Raw genomic sequence first — 19444 nt, 5'->3', positions numbered from 1 at the left:
GAGAAAAGTAATAATACCTGATACTGAGGTTGGAGACATGAATTGTGATAATTCCATACATTCCACCGTCCTTATGAATTAAACCATATACAAGTTAATTATAATATTAAAAGAGAAAGATGTGAACATTTTAGTACAATTTTTCGAAACATATTTGAACGTTTAATAGAAAAAGGGACCGTGATTACGACGATCCCAATGAAGCTGATTTTTTTTCAAAATGAACAAACATAACCCAATATAAGGCCGCACTTAGAAGCGCAAGAAAACCAAGAACGAAAAACGTCCAGCTATATCCAATCCAAACGGTCATTGGAATGGATAGAGGAGCGATCGTCCGACTGATCGTAAAGCGTAAACTTGCGGCAGCGAAATATTGACCTCTCATATGTTCAGGAGCCAGTTTTGAAACGAAACTTTGCTGCAATCCAGCCCCCATTAATTCTGCAAAAGTGAAGACAGCCATAGCCATGATTAATCCCCAAATCCAGTGTGTTTGACTGAAAATAACGATGGAAATAGCGTAAACAATAGAAGAGAGGACAAATACATTTCTTTCATAATATTTATCCATCCACTTGGTTACAAAGACAGTTAATAAGGCAACAAGGAAGCCATTTTCCGCTAAAACGATTCCAAATACCTGTTCCCCTTTGATGGTAAAGGACCAATCACCGATAGCAAAGAGGGTTTGATTTTCTACAAAATCCTTTATATAAACGGGAATTAACAGGTCTAGTTGCATAAATGTCTGGCCGGCTAAGACTCCTGCAAGGATAAATAACAAGAAGGTTTTATCCTTAATTATAAGGGCATAATCTTTTAGTTGATTTTGTAAAAAGTAATACCACTTTCTATCAGCAGAAAGATCGGTGTTTTTATGAAGCGGAGCTGTTTCTCTCGTCATTTTAGCAAGAATCAACCCAAACAAGATGCAAACGAATCCAGCAACAAGTAACAGCTGAAAACGGTAGTGGACATAAAAAATGGCACCTAGTATAGGACCGACTACCACTGCAATATTAATCGATGTATAAAAAATGGCAAAAACACTACTTCTGTGTTTTTCTTCAACGACATCTGCAATCATCGCCTGGCTCGCTGGCCAGTAAAACGAACCAAAAATCCCAGCGACCGCGAACGATATAAATCCAATCCATGGAGAATGAAGCCATGGAGAGCTGGCCGCAGCAAATACTAAGAAGGAAAGACCTTGACCAATTGCAGAAAGAACCATCATCCGTTTTCGACCAAATCGGTCTGCACAATATCCGCCCATCAGGTTCGCACCCACAGAGAAAACTTGAGAAAATACTAATAATAATCCGGCTTTATTTTTGCCGAACTCATCTGCAAAGTAGATGGTTAAAAACGGGAAAAACATCCAAAATGTAATGTTCATCATAGCTTCGCTATATAAGCGAACCTTTAAATTTGGGTCCCAATCTCTAATTCTCATGTTGAATCCCCATTTCTTATAATCATGTCAATTCATCATACTATTCACAGGGAAGAAGATTCAAGAAAAAATGGTGTGTACAAATAAGTATCTACAAAGAATCTCAAAAAAACATAAGCAGGAGGAGTGGAGAGAGACTGTTAGCCACACTAAAAAAGCTTAAATGTCACTGTGAAGGGCGCACAACTCCGGTGTCTCCGCTAAAAAGGGTTGTATGGGAATTGTGAAGAGCGCACAACTCCGGTGTCTCCGTCAAAAAGGGTTGTATGGGAATTGTGAAGAGTTCACAACTCCGGTGTCTCCAGCAAAAAGAGTTGTATGGGAATTGTGAAAAGTTCACAACTCCCGTGACCTCGCCAAAAAGGGTTGCAAGGGAATTGTGAAGAGTTCACAACTCCCGTGACCTCGCCAAAAAGGGTTGTATGGGAATTGTGAAGAGTTCACAACTCCGGTGTCTCCACCAAAAAGAGTTGTATGGGAATTGTGAAAAGTTCACAACTCCCGTGACCTCGCCAAAAAGGGTTGCAAGGAATTGTGAAGAGTTCACAACTCCCGTGTCTCCGCCAAAAAGGGTTGCAAGGAATTGTGAAGAGTTCACAACTCCCGTGACCTCGCCAAAAAGGGTTGCATGGGAATTGTGAAGAGTTCACAACTCCCGTGACCTCGCCAAAAAGGGTTGCAAGGGAATTGTGAAGAGTTCACAACTCCCGTGTCTCCGCCAAAAAGGGTTGTATGGGAATTGTGAAGAGTTCACAACTCCCGTGACCTTGCCAAGAAGGGTTGCAAGGGAATTGTGAAGAGTTCACAACTCCCGTGTCTCCGCCAAAAAGGGTTGTATAGGAATTGTGAAGAGTTCACAACTCCGGTGTCTCCGCCAAAAAGAGTTGTATGGGAATTGTGAAGAGCGCACAATTCCAGTAGATCCTAAAAAAGCGCTTTAGTGGGAACTATGAGACTATCAACATTATTATATAGGTGGAATTACTGAATCCATTTGGTACGTATGCTATAGTTAACATACGATATCTTGAAAGGATGTTTTAAATTTGGTAAAAAGTGTTGTAATTGCTGAAAAACCTTCTGTCGCACGGGATATTGCCCGTGTGCTTAATTGTCATAAAAAAGGAAATGGCTTTCTTGAAGGAGATAAATATATCGTTACATGGGCACTTGGACATTTAGTCACACTTGCTGACCCGGAAAGTTATGATGTGAAATATAAATCATGGAAATTAGAAGATCTTCCTATGCTGCCTGAACGGTTGAAGTTGACAGTCATAAAGCAGACGGGAAAACAGTTTAATGCTGTCAAAAGTCAACTGATTAGAAGTGATGTTAATGAAATTATCGTGGCTACCGACGCAGGGAGAGAAGGAGAATTAGTTGCCCGGTGGATTATTGATAAAGTAAAAGTCAATAAACCGATTAAACGTCTATGGATCTCATCTGTTACGGATAAAGCGATTAAAGACGGATTTGCAAACTTGAAGCCAGGCAAAGCCTATGACAATTTATATGCTTCAGCGGTCGCGCGTTCAGAAGCAGACTGGTACATCGGATTGAACGCAACACGGGCATTAACCACCAGGTTCAATGCCCAACTGAACTGTGGTCGTGTTCAAACACCAACTGTTGCTATCATTGCAGCACGTGAGGAAGAAATCAAAAATTTCAAAGCACAAACCTATTACGGCATTGAAGCCCAAACAACAGATCAATTAAAGCTGACTTGGCAAGATGCAAAAGGTAATAGCCGCAGTTTTAATAAGGAAAGCATTGATACGATTGTTAAAAAACTGGGTAACCAAAATGCTAAAGTAACCGAAATTGAGAAAAAGCCGAAGAAGTCATTCTCTCCTGGCCTTTATGATCTAACAGAATTACAACGTGATGCCAATAAAATATTCGGCTACTCTGCGAAAGAGACACTAAATATTATGCAAAAGCTGTACGAGCAGCATAAAGTTTTAACGTATCCACGTACAGATTCACGCTTTATTTCGTCAGATATTGTTCCAACGATTCCGGAACGTCTGAAAGCGTGTGGAATAGGTGAATATCGTTCACTAACAAGCAAGATTTTAAAAAAGCCAATCAAGTCATCTAAATCGTTTGTAGATGATAGCAAGGTATCCGATCACCATGCAATTATTCCAACTGAAGGATACGTGAACTTTTCGGCATTTACAGATAAAGAACGTAAAATATATGACCTCGTGGTTAAACGCTTTTTAGCAGTATTATTCCCAGCACATGAATACGAGCAATTAACGCTTCGCGCGAAAATCGGTGAGGAAAACTTCGTTGCAAGAGGAAAAACCATCTTATCAATGGGTTGGAAAGAAGTTTACAATAATCGACTTGAAGACGACGATAATACAGATGATCTGAAAGAGCAAATATTACCTCGTATCGAAAAAGGGGATACATTAAACGTAAAATTAATCGCACAAACTTCGGGTCAGACTAAGCCACCGGCAAGATTTACTGAGGCGACATTACTTTCAGCGATGGAAAATCCTACGAAGTATATGGATACCCAAAATAAACAACTTGCAGACACCTTGAAATCGACTGGGGGTTTAGGGACTGTTGCGACACGTGCTGATATTATTGACAAGCTATTCAATTCATTCTTAATTGAAAAGCGTGGTAATGACATTCATATTACTTCAAAAGGTCGTCAATTGTTGGATTTAGTTCCAGAAGAGCTTAAATCACCTGCGTTGACAGCTGAGTGGGAACAGAAGCTTGACAAAGTCGCTCAAGGCAAGTTGAAAAAAGAAGTATTTATCAGTGAAATGAAAAACTACACAAAAGAAATTGTTTCTGAAATAAAAGCTAGTGATAAAAAATATAAGCACGATAATATCTCCACAAAGAATTGTCCAGATTGCGGAAAACCAATGCTTGAAGTGAACGGCAAAAAAGGTAAAATGCTCGTGTGTCAGGATCGTGAATGTGGACATCGCAAAAATGTGTCACGCGTTACCAATGCACGCTGCCCACAATGCCATAAAAAGCTAGAGCTACGAGGCGAAGGTGAGGGCCAAATCTTTGCATGTAAATGTGGATATCGTGAAAAACTTTCTGCTTTCGAAGCACGCCGCAAAAAAGAATCTGGTGGTAAAGTTGATAAACGTACGGTACAAAAATATTTGAAAAACCAGCAAAAAGAGGAAGAACCAATTAATAATGCGTTGGCAGAAGCATTAAAAGGTTTGAAGTTTGATTAACCCATATATAATAAGGCGCTATCCTGTAAAAAGGATCAGCGCTTTTTTGCACTTAATAATAACCAGGTATCCTTTCATTCACTATTCTGCTAAAGTGATATTGTACTAAAATTCAGAAAATTCAATTGACAGATAAACATTTCATCCCATACAATAGTTATTAATACAATAATAAATTTGAATGGAATGATTTTCATGAACCATCGTCAAAAAACAATTCCATATTTAAATCCAATTATAAAAGAGGCTGGACTCCAATTCTAAAGTGAAAAGGAATCCAACCTCTTTCTTTATTATACTAAAGTGGTAGAGGAGCGAGAAAGATGATTACATTAACAGGAGCAAGTTTAACGTTAGAACAAATGAAGGAAGTTTTGTACCGCGGCCAAAAGGTTCGTGCTTCAGAGCAAAGTATGGAAGCAGTAAAGAAAAGTAGAGAAGCGGTTGATCGAATTGTTTCAGAATCCAAAGTAGTCTATGGCATTACCACCGGATTTGGAAAATTTAGCGATGTGTTAATTGATAAATCACACGTTCAGGATTTGCAGCTTAATTTAATCCGTTCCCATGCATGCGGGGTGGGTGAACCGTTCCCTGAAATCGTGTCTAAAGCGATGGTTCTTCTCCGTGCAAATGCCCTTCTTAAAGGCTTTTCTGGAGTTAGACCCATCATTATTGAGAAACTTCTGGAGCTTGTTAACCTTGAAATTATTCCTGTTATTCCCCAGCAAGGATCTTTAGGGGCGAGTGGTGATTTGGCGCCACTATCCCATCTTGCTTTAGTATTAATTGGGGAAGGGGAAGTTTTTTATAAAGGAAACCGAATGGAGGCCATGAGTGCTCTTCAACAAGAGGGAATCCTTCCGGTTACATTAGAGGCAAAAGAAGGCTTGGCACTAATTAATGGGACACAAGCAATGACAGCCATGGGTGTAGTGGGTTATCTAGAAGCAGAGCAATTGGCATATGAAGCCGAATTGATTGCTTCCATGACAATTGAAGGGCTTAACGGTATTATTGATGCCTTTGCGGAAGAAGTGCATGTGGCAAGGGGCTATAAACAGCAAATTGATACGGCGCGCAGGATCCGTAGCTATTTAAGTGATAGTTTATTAACGACTCAGCAAGGAGAGTTGAGAGTACAGGACGCTTACTCCTTACGTTGTATTCCACAAGTCCACGGCGCATCATGGCAGGCCTTGGATTACGTAAAAGAAAAATTAGAAATTGAAATGAATGCGGCAACGGATAATCCATTAATTTTTGATGATGGTGAAAAGGTCATTTCAGGAGGAAACTTCCACGGACAGCCTATTGCTTTTGCCATGGATTTTATGAAAATTGCCGTTGCAGAATTGGCTAATATTTCGGAGCGAAGAATTGAGCGTCTAGTCAATCCGCAGTTGAATGATTTACCGGCTTTCTTAAGCCCACAGCCTGGTCTTCAATCAGGTGCAATGATTATGCAATATGCGGCGGCAGCACTTGTATCAGAAAATAAAACATTAGCACATCCAGCAAGTGTGGACTCTATTCCATCTTCAGCGAATCAAGAGGATCATGTAAGCATGGGGACCATTGCTTCTAGACATGCTTATCAAATCATTCAAAACGTAAGAAGAGTATTAGCTGTGGAACTCATTTGTGCGATGCAAGCGGTAGAAATTCGCGGGGTAGAAAAAATGGCCGCTCAAACGAAGAGATTTTATGAAAAAGGCCGTGAGCAAGTAGCCTCGATTACCCAAGACCGCGTCTTCTCAAAGGATATAGAAAAAGCGGCAACATGGCTAAAAGAAATAGAGATTTCTCATTTTATAAAAGAATTCAGTGTGGAAAAAGAACAACATTAATGGGCAATGGAAAAGGCGTGAAAAACTCACGCCTTTTACTCTGTTTGATCGGATAATAAACGAGCCGTATCACCGCGATACTCTTCTTCATTTTCTACTCTATTTTTAAATGCTTCGCGAACCACTAGGAACTCTTCATCTCCAACTGCTTCTTTTCCCTTTTTTTCCGTTAAAGTATCCTCTGGGAAATTACCGGGATGATTCTTGTTCTTATGGTTAAAATGTTCTCCACGTGCCAATGTTACCACTCCTTTCATCTTCGCAAGTAGCATTCCCGAATTTGAGTAAAATAATTTACTTATTGATCTGGTTTCTAATTTTATCTATAAGGTTCAGGTTGATATAATGAATATAGTGATTATGGTAAAAATAAGGAGGTCGAAAGAATGGATATGTTTCATATTATCTCGGAAGACCGCATAAAGAAGGCATACAAAGACGGAGAATTCGATAATCTTCCAGGGTTAGGAAAGCCTCTCCAATTAGAGGATATGTCAGGAATCCCCGAGGAGCTACGTATGGCCTACAAATTGCTGAAAAATGCAGGATACACCCAAGAGGAAGGTCAGCTGCGACAAGAAATGATGACAATTGAAAATTTAATTAAGAAATGTGATGACTCCGGTGAGAAAGAAAACCTCCAAAAGAATTTGAATGAAAAACTTATCCGCTTCAATCAGTTGATGTCCAAACGAGGCGTAAAAACCAATTCAGCCATTTTCAAAAACTATGAGCAAAAGGTGCAAAAGAAGATAAAATACTAACATATGAAATCTTTACGTGCCTAGGGTAGGTGCTATAGAGAGGTACTGGTCACGTAGAAGGTGTCTACGAGCCCGAAGGGATTGTGAAAAAGGCAAATCTGTCACGTAGGAGCGGTCCGACGTATCACAAGAAGGTAGGGAAAAGACAGACCGGTCACATAGGTTCGTATTTGGTTAAATAAATCAAAAAAAGCTGGTGAAAGTGGGCCTCATACACTTTTCACCAGCTTTATTTTATTTCTCCACTTGGAGACTCCCCAGTCGAGGCATCTTCTTGTTTTGCCGGTTTGCACAAACGATCTAGAAAAAAGCCAGCAAACACCATAAACGCTATAGGAATCGAATAATTCAGCACGTGAATCCACGTCATAGAAATAGCACCTCTCCTAATTTTTGGAATATTAAAATTATTTGTATATTGTTAACATTATATGTCTTCTGTCACATTTTAGACAAATTTAATTATCATAATTCCTTTTGCTTAGATTTTCAAAATTTTTAACAGGATTTTCTAAATTTATATCGTAATAGTTATATAAGTAGGGAATAGTTGAAATTCTGACTTGCTAAACAAAGGATCTTAAGGAGTGGGTGCTACTATGAACAAACAAGAGGCAATCAATTTTGATATTCTCTGTATTGGCGGTGCAAATGTAGACCGGAAAATTCAAGCACTAAATCAATTGAAATATGGAACATCAAACCCGGCTATAAGTTCTATGTCACGGGGCGGTGTTGCAAGAAATATTGCAGAAAACTCTGGACGAATAGGACTTAAGACATCTCTGTTTGCATACGTGGGCTCTGATCCTGAAGGGGAATGGCTGTTAGATAATACGAAGCCTTTTGTAGATGTAAGCCCCACACAAGTCATACAAGGAAAATCCACGGGCACATATACTGCGGTTCTTGACCAATTGGGTGAAATGGAAATCGCCTTAGCTGATATGGCTATTTATAATGAAGTGAACGATTCTATTTTTGAACATATTCTATTACAAATTGAACAAGCAAAAATGATTTTATTAGATACAAATTTCCCAAAAGAAGTCATTAACCAAGTAATTAATGACAGTAAGAACTTCATGAAACCGTTATGTATTGCTACTGTCTCTGCTCCTAAGACGGAAAAGCTGCCCTCATCTCTTGAAGGTGTAACCTGGTTGATCGCGAACCATAAAGAGGCAGAGGCTTTATCGCAATTAGAAATTAAATCTGAGGGTGATTTCTACCAAGCTGCAGAGGTCATTATGAAAAAAGGTGCTGAAAAGGTTGTTATCACTCGTGGTGAGAAGGGGTTAATTTTTTACACAAAAAATGGAGAAGCGGGTGCGCTAATGCCCCCGATTGTGCCTATTGTGGATGTAACCGGAGCGGGTGATTCCCTCATTGCTGGAATATTATTCGGATACTTAAAGGGACTTAGCACAGAGGATGCTTGTAAGATTGGACTTTCCTGTTCATTGATCACTATTAACTCTAATGAAACCGTAAGTCCGGAGTTAAACCAAAAAACATTACTTGAAACATATCAGAAATACTTCAGCAAAGGGGTAACCAAGCGATGAACCAAGAATACTTGTCTTTTTCAGAAGAAGTGCTTGAAGCGAAAAGATTGGGGAAACCAATTGTAGCACTTGAATCGACTATTATTTCTCATGGGATGCCGTACCCTCAAAATGTACAGACTGCTAAGGAAGTGGAAGAAATTATACGGCAGAATGGAGCCGTACCAGCTACCATCGCTGTCATTAATGGGAAAATAAAAATCGGTTTATCTGATGAAGAATTGGAGTTTTTAGCGACTAGTAAAGAAATTATGAAGGCCAGCAGGCGCGACCTTCCATATCTCATAGCTTCTAAAAAGCATGGGGCAACAACAGTAGCAGCAACGATGATTTGTGCTCATCTGGGCGGTATACAAGTGTTTGTAACAGGCGGCATTGGCGGGGTTCATCGCGGTGCGGGAGTGACGATGGATGTCTCTGCAGACCTTCAGGAATTAGCCAAGACCAATGTAGCCGTTGTTTGTGCTGGAGCTAAATCTATACTAGATATAGGCTTGACATTGGAATATTTAGAAACAAACGGTGTCCCGGTTATTGGATATCAAACAGACATCCTACCCGCTTTTTATACAAGAACAAGCCCACATCATGTAAACTTCCGTGTGGATTCACCAGAGGAAGCTGCGGCATTAATGAAGGCGAAATGGAATTTGGGGTTAGACGGTGGGATTGTTATTGCCAATCCAATTCCCGAAGCCTTTGCAATGGACGAATCAGTCATTAACGATGTAATCGAAGTAGCCTTAAAGGAGGCCGATAGTAAAGGCATTCAAGGCAAAGAGGTCACACCTTTCCTTCTAAGCAGGGTTAAAGAGTTAACAGAGGGGTCGAGTTTAGAAGCGAATATTGCACTAGTGAAACATAATGCTAAAGTAGGAGCACTTATTGCAGCAACAAAAGCAAACTAAACATAGTCATATTCAAGGGGGGATTTGATTTGGAATCCTTCCTTTTTTGCATTTCAATTAAATTGGGAGAAATCGGGATTTTTTGTAGAAAAATAGGATAATTTGTGTGAAAAAATAATTAGAAAATTATAAATTAAAGACAAAATCCAACAACCTATTATAAAAGGACTAGATATAATGTACATATCATTTGATATTAAGTAATTATACCTAAATAAATAGTAGGAGCTGGAAAACTGTAATATTAAAGTATTAGAACTAACAGAAAAAGGCAAACCTGTTGAAAAGTAGGGACGCAAAACCGAGGATCTAAGGCACGCAATACGCTTGCTATGATGGCCGGGTTACCTGGAATACAATTTGTATTTTAGGGGTGAGAAAAATGATAATTACAGAGAGAACCGTGGAAGTAATTGATCAGGAATGGATGGCACTAATACTGGAAGCAAGAGAACTTGGATTATCTATAGCAGATGTTCGTGAATTCCTTTACCAAGATGATCAGAGATAACTCTTGGTATAATTAAAAAAGCATTCTACAAGAGAGATCTTCTAATGTAGAATGCTTTTCTTCTTTATAATAACTACTATTCATTAGTATTATTTTGATTTATTCTCCACTTATTAAACTCGAGGAAATCACGAAATTGTTCTTTAGAAACACCAGAACCCATTGCTTCTTTCACTAGGTTCATCCATTCGCTATCTAACTCATCTTTATTAATTTGCTCATGTATCAAATGCTCGACTGGTAGATTTAATACAGCAGCAATTTTCTCAAGAAATTGAATCGATGGGTTTTTTTGCAGGTTTCTTTCAAGAGAACTTAAATAAGACTTAGCGACGCCAGCTTGTTCTGCAAGTTCGGAAAGAGACATTTTCTTTTCTAGGCGAAATTTTTTTACGCGATCACCAATCATTAAATTCACACACCTATTATACATATTTATAAGTTAATTCTACCAAAAAGAATGAAAAAGTACCATATTAAGAACGAAGGAATATAAAAAATAGTGAAAATTATTAATTTTAGACTAGCGAATGCTATTTTTGAAAAAATTACGGTTTAGCGTTAATATTAGTAGTGTTGCCATAAAGTTTAACGAGTAAAAATCTTATATTAACATACATAAAAATAAATTAAAAAGGCAGGTAAACAAATGATTGTCTTGAAATCACAACGTGAAATTGATGCGATGAAAAAGGCGGGGGAAATCCTAGCGGCTTGTCATAAGGAAATAGCAAAATTAATTAAACCTGGCGTGACTACTTGGGAAATAGACCAGTTTGTCGACCAGTTCTTAACTGAACATAATGCAACACCAGAGCAAAAGGGATATAAAGGCTATGAATATGCGACATGTGCCAGTATCAATGATGAAATTTGTCACGGATTTCCAAGAAAACAAGCTTTAAAAGAAGGAGATATTGTCACCATTGATATGGTAGTCAATTACAATGGGGCATTAGCAGATTCAGCATGGTCATATGCTGTTGGGAATATCTCTAATGAGGCAGATCATTTGTTAAAAGTGACGAAGGAAGCCTTATACAAAGGAATTGAGCAGGCTGTTGTAGGAAACCGAATAGGTGACATTGGTCATGCTATCCAAACTTATGTAGAAGGTGAAGGCCTATCTGTTGTGAGAGACTTTATTGGGCATGGAATAGGTGCAGTGATTCATGAGAAACCGGATGTTCCACATTATGGACTGCCGGGAAAAGGGGCAAGAATCAAAGAGGGAATGGTCTTTACGATTGAACCAATGGTAAATATCGGTCAATATCAAACAAAGATGGACTCTAATGGTTGGACAGCACGAACTGTTGATGGTAAACTTTCCGCACAATATGAGCATACTATCGCCATTACAAAAGATGGCCCGATGATCTTAACAGAGCAAAGATAAAAGGAAACCCGTTATTTCGCAAAAATAACGGGTTTTGTTTGTCTTATTTTTTACGTAAACTCCCTAGTTCTTCAACTAGTGCCTGCATTTCATTTGGGCTAAATGAGTTCTTTTTAAGGACCATTTCATAGATTTCTTTTAATTCCTCGTACATTTCTTCATCAAAATGCGAAGGTTTAATCGCTCCGAGGTTTAACACCTTTAATTTTTCCTTTATTTGTTCAATCATATATTCTACATTTTCAATTGATTTTTCTGATAGATTCATTTCGGTCATCCTTTCCGAATTCATATACCCATCTTTTCATGTTAAAAATGATCTGTCAATATATTCTTCTCTTAAGTTCATACGATTAAACTCGTAAAAGAATGGGTATAAAAGAGAACGCAGACTTGCATAGGAAACGGAGATAAAGCAAAATAAACGTAGGGAATTGATGACATTATTTTTTTTAAAAAGATGAATGATAATAACTAGGATTAAGGAGAGTTTAAGATGACAAAAAAGAATCAATTTTGGAGAGGGATGTTAATTGGTGCTCTTGCTGGCGGAGCCATCAGTTTATTAGATAAACCAACCCGCCAGGCCATGAAGGAAAATGTTATTAAAGTGTCCGGCAAGGTGACCTATATTGCTAAAAATCCTGGTGAAATTACCGAAAAGGTAAAAGGAACGGCAGCCAGAATTAAGGATACATTTGAGCAGGTGAGTGAGGATATTGCTTACATAACAGATAAAGTGGACGAGTTACGTGAACTAACCCCACAAGTTACTGAAATCATTAAAGAAACGAAAGAAACGTTTGTTAAGAATGATGAACTTGAAGATTTATTAGAAGAGGTAAAAGGAGAAGAAAAACTTTAAAAAAAGGAGGAAGGAAATGGACAATTCAGAGAATGTACGTTCTTCATTGCTAAAATTACTTTGGCACAGGATTGAAGAAGATGATCTCCCTGGATTAAGTGCACAATTGGCCTATTTTTTACTACTTTCTTTGTTTCCACTCCTCATTGTCATGTTTACATTATTGCCTTATATTCCTTTTCCACATGAGGATATACTCGGAATGATTAAAGATTTTGCCCCAGCAGAGGCCATAAATTTAATCGAAAAAAATGTGGATGAAATTATGACCCATCGGAATGGTGGACTGCTTTCATTTGGGATTATCGGAACAATTTGGTCTGCATCCAATGGAATTAATGCCATTGTAAGATCTTTTAACAAAGCGTATAACGTGAAAGAAAGCCGGTCATTTATCGTTGCAAGAGGGATGGCTATTCTCTTAACATTTGGTATGATCTTTGTATTTATCTTGGCTCTTATCATACCTGTATTCGGTAGAGCAATTGGTGTCTTTCTTTTTTCACAATTAGGTTATACTACAGAATTTATTAAGCTTTGGAACGCATTAAGCTGGCTGGTGAGTGCCATCATTTTGTTCCTTATTTTCACAGGACTTTACTGGATTGCCCCAAATGTAAAATTAAAGTGCCGCAGTGCTTTTCCAGGAGCAGCCTTTGCCACAGTCGGATGGATTATTTCTTCCATTGGATTATCTTTTTACGTTGGAAATATCACTAATTATTCCCTTACTTACGGCAGTATTGGGGCGATTATTGTACTAATGATTTGGTTATATATATCTGCCTTCGTCATTATTCTTGGTGGAGAAATTAATGCCTTTTACAGTGAAAAAAATAAGTCAAATTGCTAATACTTTCCCATTATGAAAAAGGACCTTCTGTTCAAACTATGATGGAGGGGATACACATAAGTAAGGGAGGGTAAAAGCGATGACCAAACATACGAAAAAAGATGGCAGCACAAAGCAAAAAGGAAAAGGCAGTAAAGGCAATAAAACATCTGGTTCAGCCAATGGTTCAAATGGCTACCACTAAATAACGAAAGGAGGCTGACTCGTGTCAACCTCCTTTTTCTACAAAATAAGAAGTAAAAAATTCGACTTTGAGAATTGTCCAGCTCCAGCGCCTAGCCCTCGGGTCAAATAACCTTCGGCAAGTAAAGTCAAAGAGCGACTTTTCTTGCCGAAGAACATTTGCCTGTCGGGGCTGACCAAGGCGCTTGCGCTTTTCTTATCGTTAGGATTTCAATAACCTTAAACTGTTTAATATGACAAGAATGGTACTTCCTTCGTGACCGATGACGCCAAATGGTAAATCGAGCACTTGAAAGAAATTGGACGAGATGAGTAGCATGATAACTGTGATAGAAAATACCACGTTTTGCTTAATGATTCTGTTCATCCGTTGTGAAAGATTAATGGCCTCAGCTATTCTTGGGAGGTCATTCTTCATTAACACAATATCCGCGGTTTCAAGGGCAACGTCTGTTCCCTCTCCCATGGCAATTCCTACGTTGGCAATGGCCAATGCAGGTGCATCGTTGATTCCGTCTCCTACCATTGCAACAGTATTATATTTTGTTTTTAGCTTTTTAAGGTGTTCCACTTTTTCTTCTGGAAGGCATTCTGCAAATACTTCATCCACATGACTTTCTGCCGCGATTGCACGGGCGGTTTTTTCACTATCACCTGTCAGCATGACCGTACGAATTCCTTGTTTTTTAAGATGGTCGATAGCGAGTTTCGTTTCTTCTCGGACGACATCCTTTAAGGCAATTAGTCCACTAAGTTCATTGTTAATAGCGATAAACACAAGCGTATTTCCTTGGCTTGCGAGCTGTTTTGCTTTTCCATCTGCAAAGCGTTCTACCGCTTCTTTTCCAACAAAAGCAGCCTTACCAATTTTCCATTGTTCCCCGTTTATCTCTGCCTTTACGCCCCATCCTGGAACATCTTCAAGGCTGTCTGGATGGAATAGGTCTGTTTTGCTGTGCTTTTTGACGTGCTTTACGATTGCCTGTGCAAGAGGATGATTAGAATGACTTTCAATGGATGCAGCCTTCCAAATTAGATTTTCTTTATTTAATCCTTCTTTTACGATTACCTCTGTGACCTCTGGTTTCCCTTTTGTCAGTGTCCCAGTTTTATCAAACGCAATGGCACCAAGGTGGCCAAGGTTCTCAAGGTGGACACCACCTTTAACTAAGATTCCATGTTTGGCACCATTAGAAATAGCCGATAAGGTAGCAGGCATGATGGAGGCAACCAATGCACAAGGTGATGCGACAACTAATAAAATCATGGCACGGTAGAAGGATTCATGCCAGCTCCAATCTAGTACAAAGTGCGGGATAAAAAACATGGCAAATACGACAAGCAGGACTACCTTTACATAGGTTCCTTCAAAGCGCTCGATGAAAAGCTGTGAAGGGGATTTTTCACTTTGAGCTGATTGAACAAGCTGAATGATTTTTTGAAACAAGGTATCATTGCTTGATTTGGTTACTTCAACGGTAATGGAGCCAGTCATATTCACCGTGCCGGCAAATACTTCCGTTTGTTCCCCTTTAGATACTGGCATCGACTCACCAGTAATCGCCGCTTCATCTATATTGGTTTGACCTTTTATAATGATTCCATCAGAAGGAACACGCTCTCCAGGCTTAATCAGGATGTGATCGCCCACGATTAGCTCGGAAACAGGTACTCGTTTTTCATGGCCATTGGAAATCAACAAGGCTTCTTCAGGCTGCAACTCCATTAATGAGGAAATTTCTTTATGGCTTTTGTTCATGGTATATGTTTCAAGGGCGCCGCTGACTGCAAAAATAAAGATTAGGATGGCGCCTTCAGTCCAATAGCCGATAATGGCAGAGCCGACGGCAGCAAAAATCATTAACATTTCCACATTTAATTCTTTGTTCTCAAAGGTTTCCTCTATACCTTCCTTTGCTTTGGCAAAACCGCCTATGATAAAAGCTAACAAGTAGGCAACGATGGAATCTGCTCCTTGCCCATTTTTATCAAGAAGCCAGCCGGCCGCAATCAATACTCCACTTAGACCAGCTGCAATTAATTCAGCATGTGGTTTTATCTTTTCAAAAAAGCTTGGTTCCTGCATCCCCTTTGTAAGAGACTTTGCTTCTGAACTCATTTGTTTGTCCCTCCAATACATTTTTATGAAATTAAATAACTGTCTAGCTCCAGCGCCTAGCCCCTCGGGTCAAAAAACTCCGGCAATAAAAGTCAAAAGCGGACTTTGTTGCCGAAGAACATTTGCCAGTAGGGGCTGAACAGGGCGCTTCCGCATTTCATTGCTAATTGAGAGCAATAATCAAATTCACTACCCCTAAAAAACACGAAAGCTGTCATCAAAGGATGACAGCGGAAATTCTTTCTTCTATTTACTTTTATCTTACCACATATTTTATTCAGTGAACACGTTCTTGCTTCTTTCTTTTTCATTTGGCTCTGTTAAACTTGCCTGTTGATTTCCGCTCCAGGCACGAGCGGTTCGTGGGTGTTTCGGCGAGCCTCCTCGACGCAAGCGTCTGCGGGGTCTCTCCTGAACCATACTCCCACAGGAGTCTTCGTGCCTTCCGCTCCAATTAACAGGATGTATTAATCAACACTGTTCTTTAACACAGCCTTTCTCATTTAAATGAAAGTCGAAGTAGCCGGCGCCTACGTCTACATTTCACTTGAAGGAAGGCGTAAAAATCGAAGTAGCCGGCGCCTACGTCTACATTTCACTTGAGGGAAGGCGTAAAAGTCGAAGTAGCTGTCGCCTACGTCTACATTTCACTTGAAGGAAGGTGTAAAAGTCGAAGTAGCTGTCGCCTACGTCTACATTTCACTTGAGGGAAGGCGTAAAAGTCGAAGTAGCCGGCGCCTACGTCTACATTTCACTTAAAAGAAGGGGTAAAAGTCGAAGTAGCCGGCTCCTCCGTCTACTTTTCACATAAAGGAAGGCGTGAAAATCGAAGTAGTCGGTTCCTACGTTTACTTTTCGCTTAAAAGAAGGCGTGAAAATCGAAGTAGCCGGTTCCTACGTTTACTTTCACTTGAAATAAGGCGTAAAAGTCGAAGTAGCCAGCTCCTCCGTCTATAATTACTTATGAATTCTGCTGATTAAGCAGTGGATAAGATTTTTTTCCAAATGCGAAGATGATGACTGATAATATTAAAAGCATTGTACTAATAATATAAAAGAAGCTTACGTCCTGCAGGTATTTAATAAATAGTCCTCCGATTATTGGACCCATTAGGCTTCCTAGACTGAAGAAAATACCACATAATAAGTTTCCAGTTGGCAGTAACTCTTTCGGCACAAGGTCGGTCATATAGCTAATCCCAAGTGAGAAAGTGGAACCAACGACCATCCCTGAAATAAGGAAGGTTACAAACAGTCCAATAGTGGAATGCTCCATGAAACTGGCTGCGGTAAAACTAAAAAAGCCAAGAAAAAGGACCGTCATTAAAATATTTCTCCGCCCGTACTGATCGCTTAACATACCCAATGGAAGCTGGGTAATAATACTTCCGATAGCGAAGGCAGATAAAACAATGGAAACACTTGAAACATCAATATTTGATCGTAAAGCATAAACGGGAAAACTACCGTTTAGGGATGACTCTAAGAACCCATAAGAAAATGGTGGAAGGAAGGCAACCCAACCATACTTTAAGGCCCGTCTAAATTGTTTAATGGTACCTAAAAAGGAATTAATGCCAACCTCTTGTTCAGGCAGTTCATTTTTTAAAAGAAAGACAAATCCCCATCCAATTAAACAAAGAATGGAAGACGCAATAAATGGTAAGGATTCGTTCACATTAACTAATGGTGTCATTAATGGACCAGTTGCGAAGCCAATCCCAAAAAACAAGCCGTATAATGAGATATTCCTGCCACGTCTTTCTGGAGGTGAGAACGAGGTAATCCACGTCTGGGTCGCAAAATGTAGGGAGTGATCGCCTATGCCAATCAACAATCGTAAGAAAAACCAAAACCAAAAGGTTTTCCATAACGGAAATAAAGCTAAAGATAAAAAGACAAGTGCACCGCCAAAGATAATAACCGGCTTGTATCCATATTTTCTAAGCGGCCATTCCATGAAAGGAGAGACAAGTAGAATTCCAATATATAGTGCTGTAGCATTTAATCCGTTTAGTGAAGGAGAAACCCCACTTTTTTCAAAAATAACGGCAATTAGGGGCAAAAGCATCCCTTGGGAAAAGCCAGAGATGGCCACAATACTGACCAAAATCCAAAACCGCAGATACATTTTATTCATTTAACTTTTCTCCACTTTTAGAATTTATGATAGTTTTAATTGTTTTCTAAATGATGGTAACGAGAAAATGAAATATTTGCAAGAGAAATACCATTTGAAATTTTTTATGTTTTAGAGGAAAATTTAGGGGAAAATAGAAAAAACATATATAATAAAGTGAAAAAAATTTACGGAGGTAATTTTGTGACGAACAAGATCTTTATGATGATGACTTTCATCGGAGTCCCTCTCTCTATTATCGGAACTCTGATGCATTGGTCGTATATTGTCTTATTTATTATATACTGCCTAACCATTATTGCGTTAGCCAGCTATATGGGAAGAGCAACAGAAAGTCTGGCCATCGTGGCAGGACCGCGGATTGGCGGGTTATTAAATGCCACTTTTGGTAACGCTGTTGAGCTAATCATTTCCATCTTTGCTTTGAAGGCGGGATTAGTTGGAGTGGTTCTTGCTTCTTTGACTGGTTCTGTATTAGGAAATTTACTACTTGTTGCAGGGCTTTCCTTTTTTATTGGCGGTTTAAAGTTCAAACGTCAGCAGTTTAATGTCTATGATGCCCGTCATAACTCAGGTCTGCTTATGTTTGCGGTGATTATTGCCTTTGTTATTCCAGAGGTTTTCGCCATGAACATGAATGAGACTAAAACTCTTTCATTAAGTATTGGAATTTCCGTAATTTTGATTCTCCTTTATCTGGCAGCCTTATTCTTTAAACTTGTTACACATCGTGGTGTGTATCAATCAAGTAATGAGACTACAGCACATGAAGAAGAGGAACCAGAATGGAGCAAAGGGAAAGCAATTGCTATTTTAGCAATTGCAACGGTTGCTGTTGGATATATATCTGAACATCTTGTACATACCTTTGAATATGTAGGCGATACGTTCGGCTGGTCCGAGTTGTTTATCGGGGTGATTATCGTAGCAATTGTCGGGAATGCGGCAGAGCATGCTTCTGCAATTGTTATGGCTTATAAAAATAAGATGGACATTGCAGTGGAAATCGCCATTGGTTCTACCCTGCAAGTGGCTATGTTTGTATTACCGGTACTCGTTTTGGTTTCTCTATTGTTCGAATCTTCTATGCCGCTTCTATTTAGCTGGCAAGAACTAATCGCTATGGTTGCCTCTGTTCTTCTCATGGTGGTAATCTCGAATGACGGGGAATCTAACTGGTTTGAAGGATTAACATTATTAGCTGCTTATGTGATTATGGGAATCGGATTTTATCTACTATAGTAAAACTGAAAGAGACTCTAAGCCCGATGGCCTAGAGTCTCTTTTTTTCCAATTTTTTAAAATGTACGAAGTAAAGGTTACTCTTGCTATGCTATAATAAATCAGCATGATTTTTAGGGTTCAAAAATCAATCGTTTTTCTCTGGGACCATCAACCACCAACCTTCATGTTTAGTTATAGTTAATAAAACACGAGTGTTGAATATCATATAAGACGGGAATCCCAACCTCCTTAGTGAAGTGAATATAAGTACCGATTGATTACTGCCCTCCTTTTTTAAAGGTTAAGTTTATTATAAATCTTAGTAAGAATTTTGTAAATAATCAGATTATTACATTTACATTACT

The 19444-nt window shown here is 39.1% G+C and carries 17 protein-coding genes and 1 riboswitch; of the genes, 10 read left to right on the top strand and 7 right to left on the bottom strand.

Features of this window, described 5'->3' with window-relative positions; all coding sequences use genetic code 11:
• Positions 1-184: 184 nt before the first annotated feature.
• The gene (locus tag QE429_RS21410; protein ID WP_307289935.1) at positions 185-1459 is read right to left on the bottom strand and encodes an MDR family MFS transporter; all 1275 of its coding nucleotides are present in this window, start codon (positions 1457-1459) and stop codon (positions 185-187) included.
• A 1046-nt stretch (positions 1460-2505) separates the two neighbouring features.
• On the opposite strand from QE429_RS21410, the gene QE429_RS21405 reads away from it, so the two are divergent.
• Together QE429_RS21405 and hutH are read left to right on the top strand one after the other, a co-directional pair.
• A complete protein-coding gene (locus QE429_RS21405) occupies positions 2506-4695 on the top strand; it encodes a DNA topoisomerase III (RefSeq protein ID WP_307289934.1) in 2190 nt (729 codons plus the stop codon).
• 323 nt (positions 4696-5018) lie between these two features.
• Entirely contained in the window at positions 5019-6545 is a 1527-nt protein-coding gene (gene hutH / locus QE429_RS21400; protein ID WP_307289933.1) for a histidine ammonia-lyase, read from the top strand.
• A gap of 35 nt (positions 6546-6580) precedes the next feature.
• Here hutH and QE429_RS21395 read toward each other — a convergent pair whose 3' ends face one another.
• The gene (locus QE429_RS21395) at positions 6581-6793 is read right to left on the bottom strand and encodes a hypothetical protein (RefSeq protein ID WP_307289932.1); all 213 of its coding nucleotides are present in this window, start codon (positions 6791-6793) and stop codon (positions 6581-6583) included.
• Positions 6794-6931: 138 nt separating this feature from the next.
• Here QE429_RS21395 and QE429_RS21390 point away from each other — a divergent pair, with 138 nt between their 5' ends.
• The gene (locus tag QE429_RS21390) at positions 6932-7309 is read left to right on the top strand and encodes a DnaJ family domain-containing protein (RefSeq protein ID WP_307289931.1); all 378 of its coding nucleotides are present in this window, start codon (positions 6932-6934) and stop codon (positions 7307-7309) included.
• A gap of 229 nt (positions 7310-7538) precedes the next feature.
• Here the strand turns inward: QE429_RS21390 and QE429_RS21385 are convergent, their stop codons facing one another.
• Entirely contained in the window at positions 7539-7679 is a 141-nt protein-coding gene (locus tag QE429_RS21385; protein ID WP_307289929.1) for a hypothetical protein, read from the bottom strand.
• A 229-nt stretch (positions 7680-7908) separates the two neighbouring features.
• Between QE429_RS21385 and QE429_RS21380 the strand changes: the two genes are divergently transcribed.
• From QE429_RS21380 to QE429_RS21370, 3 genes are all read left to right on the top strand, one after another.
• A complete protein-coding gene (locus QE429_RS21380; protein WP_307289928.1) occupies positions 7909-8877 on the top strand; it encodes a carbohydrate kinase family protein in 969 nt (322 codons plus the stop codon).
• Positions 8874-9785, top strand: a complete 912-nt coding sequence (locus QE429_RS21375) for a pseudouridine-5'-phosphate glycosidase (protein ID WP_307289927.1) — start codon at positions 8874-8876, stop codon at positions 9783-9785. Before QE429_RS21380 ends, QE429_RS21375 begins: the two co-directional genes overlap by 4 nt.
• A gap of 260 nt (positions 9786-10045) precedes the next feature.
• Positions 10046-10137, top strand: a riboswitch (cyclic di-GMP riboswitch).
• A 30-nt stretch (positions 10138-10167) separates the two neighbouring features.
• Positions 10168-10296, top strand: coding sequence for an anti-repressor SinI family protein (locus QE429_RS21370; protein WP_307289926.1), 129 nt, complete (start codon positions 10168-10170; stop codon positions 10294-10296).
• 76 nt (positions 10297-10372) lie between these two features.
• On the opposite strand, the gene QE429_RS21365 is transcribed toward QE429_RS21370, so the two are convergent.
• Positions 10373-10705: a helix-turn-helix domain-containing protein gene (locus QE429_RS21365; protein WP_307289925.1), complete on the bottom strand. Its 333-nt coding sequence runs from the start codon at positions 10703-10705 to the stop codon at positions 10373-10375.
• Between the two features lie 240 nt (positions 10706-10945).
• Between QE429_RS21365 and map the strand changes: the two genes are divergently transcribed.
• Positions 10946-11695 (top strand): type I methionyl aminopeptidase, encoded by a 750-nt coding sequence (gene map / locus QE429_RS21360; protein ID WP_307289924.1) that lies wholly within the window; start codon positions 10946-10948, stop codon positions 11693-11695.
• Positions 11696-11738: 43 nt separating this feature from the next.
• Here map and QE429_RS21355 read toward each other — a convergent pair whose 3' ends face one another.
• Entirely contained in the window at positions 11739-11963 is a 225-nt protein-coding gene (locus QE429_RS21355; protein ID WP_307289923.1) for a DUF1128 domain-containing protein, read from the bottom strand.
• A 228-nt stretch (positions 11964-12191) separates the two neighbouring features.
• On the opposite strand from QE429_RS21355, the gene QE429_RS21350 reads away from it, so the two are divergent.
• Both QE429_RS21350 and QE429_RS21345 read left to right on the top strand, forming a co-directional pair.
• Entirely contained in the window at positions 12192-12560 is a 369-nt protein-coding gene (locus tag QE429_RS21350; RefSeq protein ID WP_307289922.1) for a YtxH domain-containing protein, read from the top strand.
• Between the two features lie 16 nt (positions 12561-12576).
• Positions 12577-13413 (top strand): YihY/virulence factor BrkB family protein, encoded by an 837-nt coding sequence (locus QE429_RS21345; protein WP_307289920.1) that lies wholly within the window; start codon positions 12577-12579, stop codon positions 13411-13413.
• A gap of 385 nt (positions 13414-13798) precedes the next feature.
• Here QE429_RS21345 and QE429_RS21340 read toward each other — a convergent pair whose 3' ends face one another.
• Positions 13799-15715 (bottom strand): heavy metal translocating P-type ATPase, encoded by a 1917-nt coding sequence (locus QE429_RS21340; RefSeq protein WP_307289919.1) that lies wholly within the window; start codon positions 15713-15715, stop codon positions 13799-13801.
• 961 nt (positions 15716-16676) lie between these two features.
• On the bottom strand, positions 16677-17855 hold the full coding sequence (locus QE429_RS21335; protein ID WP_307289917.1) for an MFS transporter: 1179 nt from the start codon (positions 17853-17855) through the stop codon (positions 16677-16679).
• A 201-nt stretch (positions 17856-18056) separates the two neighbouring features.
• On the opposite strand from QE429_RS21335, the gene cax reads away from it, so the two are divergent.
• Positions 18057-19097: a calcium/proton exchanger gene (gene cax, locus QE429_RS21330; protein WP_373463276.1), complete on the top strand. Its 1041-nt coding sequence runs from the start codon at positions 18057-18059 to the stop codon at positions 19095-19097.
• Positions 19098-19444: the final 347 nt, after the last annotated feature.

Source organism: Bacillus sp. SORGH_AS_0510, from assembly GCF_030818775.1.
Taxonomy (GTDB): Bacteria; Bacillota; Bacilli; order Bacillales; family Cytobacillaceae; genus Neobacillus.
This window is presented reverse-complemented; position numbering and strand designations above follow the sequence as displayed.